Source organism: Streptomyces rimosus subsp. rimosus, assembly GCF_000720725.1.
GTDB lineage: Bacteria > Actinomycetota > Actinomycetes > Streptomycetales > Streptomycetaceae > Streptomyces > Streptomyces rimosus_A.
In genome coordinates this window covers 1-7,423 of the sequence record NZ_JOCQ01000186.1, presented here as the reverse complement: position 1 = coordinate 7,423, position 7,423 = coordinate 1, and the positions used below count along the sequence as shown (strand labels likewise).

The following is a 7,423-nucleotide window of genomic DNA, read 5'->3' as shown; positions in this document are numbered from 1 at the left end:
CCCCCAGCCCCCTCTCCCCTGCCACTCTCGGAAGCCGCCTTCACCTCGGGCCGCGCCCCTTCCTCCTCCGCCCCCGGATCGCAGTCCAGCTCCTTTCCCTCCGCCTCCGCGTCGCACCGCTGGGTCGCCGTCCAGGCCGCGCAGAAGACCACCAGCTTCGCGGTGAAGTTGATCCACAGGAGCAGGGCGATGGGGGTGCCGAAGGCGCCGTACATGCTCTTCGCGGCGACGCCCTTGAGGTAGCCGCTGAGGAGGAGTTTGAGGCCGGGCAGCTTGGTCAGGACGTAGGCGAAGAGCAGGAAGTCGGCGAGTACGGCGATGCAGAAGCCGGCGGCCGACAGCAGGACGCTGCCGACGCCGCCTTCCGCGAGGCCGAGGGCCTCGGCCGCCTTGCCGACCGCGGCGGTGGCGAAGGCGGAGCAGGCCAGGGAGACCAGGGCGGTGCCGCCGAGGCCGAGGAGGAGGGCGACGTCCTTGAGCTTGGCGACGAAGACGTTGGTGTCCTCGTCCTCCTTCTCCCAGACGGCGCGCAGGCAGTCGCGGATCGAGTCGACCCAGCCGGCGCCGGTGAAGAGCAGGGCCACGCCGGCGATGACACCGACGGTGCCGGCGTTCTCGACCAGGCCGCCGAGGTCGAGCTGGCCGGAGATGCCGGGGATCTGCTCGGCGATCTTCTTCTGGAGATCGTGCAGCTGCTGATCGCTGAGCAGCGCGGCACCGATCGCGGCGGCCACCGTCAGCAGCGGGAAGATCGCCACGAAGCTGGTGAACGTGATCGCGGCGGCCAGCCGGGTCCAGTGCACCTGCCCCATGCGTTCGTAGGCCCGCCAGAGGTGGGTCGTCATCAGCCAGGACGCGGCCGGGCCGATGACCGGCAGCTTGCTCAACCAATCCATGGTTCCCCGCCTACCCTTTGTCAGCCTTCGACACCATCTGTACAGGTATGTCGCCCGCGTGGCGGAAGACTAGCGTTCGCGTACCCCAGAAACGCAGACACGTGGCCAGCGCCATGCCGACGCCCGCGCCCGAGACGGTGTCGGCCGTCGCGGAGGTCAGGCCGAGCAGGTGGTGCGAGACGCCGAGGCAGGCCAGCTGGACCAGGGCGCCGGCGAAATTGACGGCGAGGAAGGCGGCGTAGCGGCGGATGCGCACATGGGCGGGAGTGTGTACGAGGGCAGGGGTGCGTACGAAGGCGGGAGTGCGTACGGGGGTGGGCGTGCGGGCGGCGCGTCCGGTGCACGGGGATGGTGCGGGGCGGGTGCGGGTGCGGTAGGTGCCGATGGCGTTCCCGGCGTACGCGACGGTGCAGCCCGCCAGGAAGGACAGCGACTTGGCGGCGAACGGGTCGAGGCCTGCCGGGCCGCGCAGCCAGACGAAGAGGGCCAGGTCGGCCGCGTACGCGAAGGAGCCGGCGACCGCGAAGCCGAGCAGTTCGGGGGCGAGGGCGCGCAGGCGGCGGCCCGGCGGCCGGTAGGGGCTGCCGGGCGGGGCGGGGCCGGTGGCCATCGGGGCGGCGCTCGCCTCGGTCACACGTCCGCGACGGCCATCGCGTACAGCCCCGTCCAGGCCAGCCCGATGACGGCCAGCGGGCGGTCCCGCAGCACGACGTCCTCCGGCGCGCCGGCGGTCCCCCGGTCGGCGAAGACCGCGTAGCGCAGGACGGCGAGGATGAACGGGATCATGGACAGCTGGCGCCACGGCAGGACGCCGGACGGGGTGCCGCCGCTCTCCAGGGCCCACAGGCAGTACGCGAGGACGGCGCCGCCCGCCGCCAGCTGCCACACGAAGCGCAGGTAGCCGTCGCTGTACTCGCGCAGCAGGGCCCGCGTCTCGCCTCTGTCCGTACGCGGCTCGCGCGCCGCCCGGAGCGCTTCGGAGTAGCGCTTGGCGGCGACCATGAACAGCGCGCCGAAACCCGCGGTGATCAGGAACCAGCGGGACAGCGGGATGCCGAGCGCGGGCCCGCCGGTCATGGCGCGCAGCAGGAAGCCGGTGGTGACCACGACGAGGTCGACGACCAGGACGTTTTTCAGGCTGACGCAGTAGGCGAGCTGCATGAGGAGGTACCCGCCGAGCAGGGCGGCGGTGGCGGGGTTGCACAGCACGGCGGCGGTGGCCGGGACGAGGGCGGCGAGCAGGGCGCCGGCGGCGTAGGCGGCGGGTACGGGGACCTCGCCCGCGGCGACCGGGCGGCGGCACTTGTCGGGGTGCGCCCGGTCGGCCGTGGCGTCCCGGGCGTCGTTGATCAGGTAGACGGCGGACGCGGCGGCGGTGAAGAGGAGGAAGAGGAGCGGGAGTTGACGGAGGGTCTGGCGGTGGAAGAGGTCACCCGCCGCGGCCGGGGCGGCGGCCACCAGTACGTTCTTGACCCACTGGCGGGGGCGGGCGGTGCGCAGCAGACCGCGGGGCAGCCCGAGCGCGCGGGCCCGCGGGCCGGGTGGCGGAACGGTGGCCACTCCGGGGCCGGGCGGCGGCTCCTCCAGGAGGGTGGCGCGTTCGGTCACGGCCGCTCCCGGCGTACGTCCTGAGCCGGCGCGCCGCCCGCGCAAGCCTTGAGCGCCCCGGCCCCCCGTACGCCCCCCAGGCGCGCCATGGCCGCCCCCACCGCCGCTCCCGCCGCCACGTCCGACGGATAGTGCACGCCCGCGACCAGCCGCGACAGGCACATCGCCACGGCCAGTACGGGCAGGCCCGCGCCCACCGGCCGCAGCGCGCCCAATGCGACGGCGGCGGCGGTGGCGGAGGCGGCGTGGGCGCTGGGGAAGGAGTGCGGGCTCGTGGTGCGTACGAGGGGGGCGGCGTGGCCGGGCAGCAGGGGGCGCCGGCGGCGCACGACGCGCTTGAGGGCGACGCTCAGCAGGTGGGCGCCACAGCTCAGGGCCGTACCGCGGAGCCAGGCGGGGCGCCGTGACCGGTCGGCCGCGGCGCCCGCCAGCCCGGCGGCGAGCCAGAGCGCTCCGTGCTCGCCGCCGCGCGAGAGGGCGCGGGCGACGGCGGCCACCCGCGCGTCGGAACCGCAGGCGCGCAGTGCGGCGAGCAGGCGGTGATCCATCTCTTCCGGGGACAGCGGGGTCACCTCGATCCGGTATCGGGCCGGCCCGCCGGGCGGACCGCCCGCTTCGTACGGTCCGCCCGACGCCTATCCCTCAAGCCCTTCGGGGCTCCGCTCCCGACTCTCCGGGACGGGGTGTGCGGTGTCGCCGCGGTTAGCCCATCCACCCCATTAATCACTCTTTTCGTGCGGGGTACGGCTGAGAAGCTCACCACCCGGACATCTGCCGCATTACGGTCGCTGCCATGTCATCGCCCGCCGGCCCGGCCGGCCCCCGTGCCGCGTCCGGCCGTGCCGCGTCCGGCCGTGCCGCTTCCAGCCGTACCACCACCCCCGGCCGCACCGCCTCCGTCACCGGCTGGGGCCGTACCGCCCCCACCACCGCACGGCTGGTCCGCCCCGGCTCGTACGACGAGGCCGCGTCGGCGGTACGGGAATGCGGACCGCGCGGCGGGATCGCCCGGGGCCTCGGGCGCGCCTACGGGGACGCGGCGCAGAACGCGGGCGGCGTCGTCTGGGACATGACCGGCCTGGACCGTATCCGGCGCTTCGACGCCGAGGCGGGCGTCGTGGAGTGCGAGGCGGGGGTCAGCCTGCACCGGCTGATGGAGGTGCTGCTGCCGCTGGGCTGGTTCGTGCCGGTGTCGCCGGGGACGCGGTACGTGACGGTCGGCGGCGCGATCGGCGCGGACATCCACGGCAAGAACCACCACGTGGCGGGCTCCTTCACCCGGCACGTGCGCTCCTTCGAACTCCTCACGGCGGACGGCGCGGTGCGTACGGTCCGGCCCGGCACGGACCTCTTCGACGCGACCGCCGGGGGCATGGGGCTGACCGGGGTCGTGCTCGCGGCGGCGGTCCGCCTCGTCCCCGTACAGACGTCGCTGATGGCGGTGGACACCGAGCGCGCGGCGGACCTGGACGACCTGCTGGCGCGGCTGTCCGCCACCGATCACCGCTACCGCTATTCCGTCGCCTGGATCGACCTGCTGGCGCGCGGCGCGGCGACCGGCCGCGCGGTGCTGACCCGCGGCGACCACGCACCGCTGGACGCCCTGCCCGCGCGCGCCCGCCGGACGCCGCTCGCCTTCCGCCCCGGGCGCCTGCCGCCCGCGCCGCGCGGCCTGCCGGACGGGCTGCTCGGGCGGCGGTCGGTGGGCCTGTTCAACGCGTGCTGGTACCGCAGGGCGCCCCGCCGCCGGACCGGCGAGTTGCAGCGGCTCTCCGCGTTCTTCCACCCGCTGGACGGGGTGCCGCACTGGAACCGGGTCTACGGGCGCGGCGGCTTCGTGCAGTACCAGTTCGTGGTGGGCCACGGGGAGGAGGAGACGCTGCGGCGCGTCGTGGAGCGGATCGCGGCGCGTGGCTGCCCGTCGTTCCTGGCGGTGCTGAAACGGTTCGGCGCGGGTGGTTCCGGTTGGCTGTCGTTCCCGGCCGCGGGCTGGACGCTGGCCCTGGACATCCCGGCCGGACTGCCGGGGCTCGGCGCCTTCCTGGACGGGCTGGACGAGGCGGTGGCGGCGGCGGGCGGCCGGGTCTACCTGGCCAAGGACGCCCGGCTGCGGCCGGAGCTGGTCGATGTCATGTATCCACGGGCGCCGGAGTTCCGTGAGCTGCGGGGGCGTATCGATCCGCGCGGGGTCTTCGTCTCGGATCTCTCGCGGCGCCTGGCCCTGTGACCTGGCCCTGCCCCATCCCCGGCCCGCTCCGGAAGGAAATCCCATGAAAGACGCCTTCGGCTCCCCTCAATCCCTCCTCATCCTCGGCGGCACCTCCGAGATCGCCCTCGCGACCGCCCGCCGCCTGATCGCGCGCCGCGCCCGTACCGTCTGGCTGGCGGGCCGCCCCTCCCCCACCCTGGAGGACGCGGCCGGGCAGCTGCGCCCGCTGGGCGCCGAGGTGCGTACGGTGCCCTTCGACGCGCTGGACACCGGCGGCCACGAGGAAGCCCTCGGCAAGGTCTTCGCCGAGGGCGACATCGACGTGGTGCTGCTGGCCTTCGGCGTGCTGGGCGACCAGGAGCGCGCCGAGGCGGAGCCGGCGGAAGCCGTACGGATCGCGCAGACCAACTACACCGGCGCCGTCTCGGCGGGCCTCGTCTGCGCCCGGTCGCTGCGCGTCCAGGGGCACGGTTCGCTGGTGGTGCTCTCGTCGGTCGCGGGCGAGCGGGCGCGGCGCTCGAACTTCGTCTACGGCTCCAGCAAGGCCGGGCTGGACGCGTTCGCGCAAGGGCTGGGGGACGCGCTGTACGGGACGGGCGTGCACGTCATGGTCGTACGGCCCGGGTTCGTACGGACGAGGATGACGGCCGGGCTGGCGGCGGCGCCGCTGGCCACGACGGCGGAGGTGGTCGCGGAGGCGGTGGAGACGGGGCTGCGGCGGCGGAGCGAGGTGGTGTGGGTGCCGGGGGCGCTGCGGCCGGTGATGACCGTACTACGGCATATGCCACGGGCAATTTTCCGCAGGCTGCCGGTGTGACGCCCGGCCGCGCGGCAGGCAGCCGTCAGCAGGTAGGCGTGGGCGGCCGCGACAGATCCGCCTGGTGCGGGACCCCGGCGGCGGGCGCCCCGAACGGGTACTCCCGTTCCAGCCGCCATACGCCGTCCGCGCCCTGCTCGTAGAGCGCGAACCCGTCGATCGTCCAGGCGGCCTCGAAGTCCTTCAGCGCGACGAACGCCTGGTCCATGGCCTCTTCGGAGATGCCGTGCGCGACGGTCACATGCGGGTGGTAGGGGAACTGCAGTTCGCGCGCGCAGGGCCCGGACGCGGCGCGCACCCGCTCCTGGAGGACGGTGCACTCCGCCTCGCCCTCGGCCAGCTTGACGAAAACCACCGGGGACAACGGCCGGAAGCTGTCCGTCCCCTCCAGGCGCAGCCGGAACGGCGCGAAGCCCGCGGCGACCTCGGCGAGGTGCTCCTCGATGGCGGGCAGGTCCTCCGCGCGGGCCTCGGTGGGCGGCATGAGGGTGATGTGCGTGGGGATGCCGTGCGCGTGCGGGTCGCCGAAGCCCGCACGCTGCTCCTGGAGGAAGCTGCCGTACGGCTCCGGGACCGCGATCGAAACGCCGAGCGTTACGGTCCCCACTGCGTTCTCCCTCCTGAAGCTGTCGTTGTGCCCGGATGCCAGTGTGCCGGGTGGGCCGTCCCCGCGGCGACCGTCCTCGGTCCCCCCGCACCCGGGACCGAAGACCCTGGTGCGGGGGCGTGCCGGGGCACCCGGGCCCCGGCCCGGACGGTCAGTGCTTGGCGGGCAGGAACCCGATCCGCTCGTACGCCGAGGCCAGCGTCTCGGCGGCCACCGCACGGGCCTTCTCGGCACCCTTGGCCAGGATCGAGTCCAGCGTCTCGGGGTCGTCCAGATATTCCTGCGTACGGTCCCGGAACGGTGTGACGAACTCGACCATGATCTCCGCGAGGTCGGTCTTGAGGGCGCCGTACATCTTGCCCTCGTACTTCTTCTCCAGGTCGGCGATGGACTCGCCGGTGAGCGTGGAGTAGATCGTCAGCAGGTTGGAGACGCCCGGCTTGGCCTCGGCGTCGTAGCGGATCACCGTGTCGGTGTCGGTGACCGCGCTCTTGATCTTCTTGGCGGAGGTCTTGGGCTCGTCCAGGAGGTTGATGATCCCCTTGACCGACGAGGCCGACTTGCTCATCTTGACCGCCGGGTCCTGGAGGTCGTAGACCTTGCCGGTCTCCTTGAGGATGTACGGCGCCGGGACGGTGAAGGTGTCGCCGTAGCGGCCGTTGAACCGCTCGGCCAGGTCCCGGGTCAGCTCGATGTGCTGGCGCTGGTCCTCGCCCACCGGGACCTGGTTGGCCTGGTAGAGCAGGATGTCGGCGATCTGCAGGATCGGGTATGTGAACAGGCCGACGCTGGTGCGGTCGGCGCCCTGCTTGGCCGACTTGTCCTTGAACTGCGTCATCCGGCTGGCCTCGCCGAAGCCGGTCAGGCAGTTCATGACCCAGGCGAGCTGGGCGTGCTCGGGGACGTGGCTCTGGACGAAGAGGGTGCAGCGCTCCGGGTCGAGGCCGGCGGCCAGCAGCTGGGCGGCGGCGAGCCGGGTGTTCGCGCGCAGCGCCGTCGGGTCCTGCGGGACGGTGATCGCGTGCAGGTCCACCACCATGTAGAAGGCGTCGTGGGACTCCTGCAGGGCCACCCACTGGCGGACGGCGCCGAGGTAGTTGCCGAGGTGGAAGGAGCCGGCGGTGGGCTGGATGCCGGACAGTACACGAGGCAGACGCTGCATGGCGGAGCCATTCCCCTGGGGGTGGTGGTGGGCGGCGGGCGGGCGGTCGAGAGCCATGGCAGTCATTGTCTCAGGTCCGCGGGCGGGGGCGGCGCGCGGACCTGAGACAATGACTGCCATGGCT

At 73.6% G+C, this 7,423-nt stretch carries 8 protein-coding genes; 2 read left to right on the top strand and 6 right to left on the bottom strand.

Annotation, left to right across the window (positions count from 1 at the left end):
* From IH45_RS0141940 to IH45_RS0141925, 4 genes are all read right to left on the bottom strand, one after another.
* A partial coding sequence (locus IH45_RS0141940; RefSeq protein ID WP_050515574.1) for a YihY/virulence factor BrkB family protein occupies nt 1–896 on the bottom strand: 896 nt, incomplete at its 3' end.
* A gap of 10 nt (nt 897–906) precedes the next feature.
* Complete coding sequence (locus tag IH45_RS1000000148405) at nt 907–1,452, bottom strand: GtrA family protein (protein WP_032919499.1); 546 nt, start codon at nt 1,450–1,452, stop codon at nt 907–909.
* Between the two features lie 74 nt (nt 1,453–1,526).
* Complete coding sequence (locus IH45_RS0141930) at nt 1,527–2,504, bottom strand: decaprenyl-phosphate phosphoribosyltransferase (RefSeq protein WP_030682149.1); 978 nt, start codon at nt 2,502–2,504, stop codon at nt 1,527–1,529.
* The gene (locus tag IH45_RS0141925; protein WP_078898046.1) at nt 2,501–3,052 is read right to left on the bottom strand and encodes a phosphatase PAP2 family protein; all 552 of its coding nucleotides are present in this window, start codon (nt 3,050–3,052) and stop codon (nt 2,501–2,503) included. The genes IH45_RS0141930 and IH45_RS0141925 overlap by 4 nt, the downstream gene beginning before the upstream one ends.
* A gap of 245 nt (nt 3,053–3,297) precedes the next feature.
* Between IH45_RS0141925 and IH45_RS0141920 the strand changes: the two genes are divergently transcribed.
* Together IH45_RS0141920 and IH45_RS0141915 are read left to right on the top strand one after the other, a co-directional pair.
* Nucleotides 3,298–4,731 carry an FAD-binding oxidoreductase gene (locus IH45_RS0141920; protein ID WP_234440892.1) on the top strand — a complete coding sequence of 478 codons (1,434 nt, stop codon included), beginning with the start codon at nt 3,298–3,300 and terminating at the stop codon, nt 4,729–4,731.
* Nucleotides 4,732–4,774: 43 nt separating this feature from the next.
* Nucleotides 4,775–5,530 carry a decaprenylphospho-beta-D-erythro-pentofuranosid-2-ulose 2-reductase gene (locus IH45_RS0141915; RefSeq protein ID WP_030682143.1) on the top strand — a complete coding sequence of 252 codons (756 nt, stop codon included), beginning with the start codon at nt 4,775–4,777 and terminating at the stop codon, nt 5,528–5,530.
* Between the two features lie 25 nt (nt 5,531–5,555).
* On the opposite strand, the gene IH45_RS0141910 is transcribed toward IH45_RS0141915, so the two are convergent.
* Both IH45_RS0141910 and trpS read right to left on the bottom strand, forming a co-directional pair.
* The gene (locus IH45_RS0141910) at nt 5,556–6,137 is read right to left on the bottom strand and encodes a 2'-5' RNA ligase family protein (protein ID WP_030682141.1); all 582 of its coding nucleotides are present in this window, start codon (nt 6,135–6,137) and stop codon (nt 5,556–5,558) included.
* Nucleotides 6,138–6,288: 151 nt separating this feature from the next.
* On the bottom strand, nt 6,289–7,299 hold the full coding sequence (gene trpS / locus IH45_RS0141905; RefSeq protein ID WP_030682139.1) for a tryptophan--tRNA ligase: 1,011 nt from the start codon (nt 7,297–7,299) through the stop codon (nt 6,289–6,291).
* Nucleotides 7,300–7,423 lie beyond the last annotated feature (124 nt).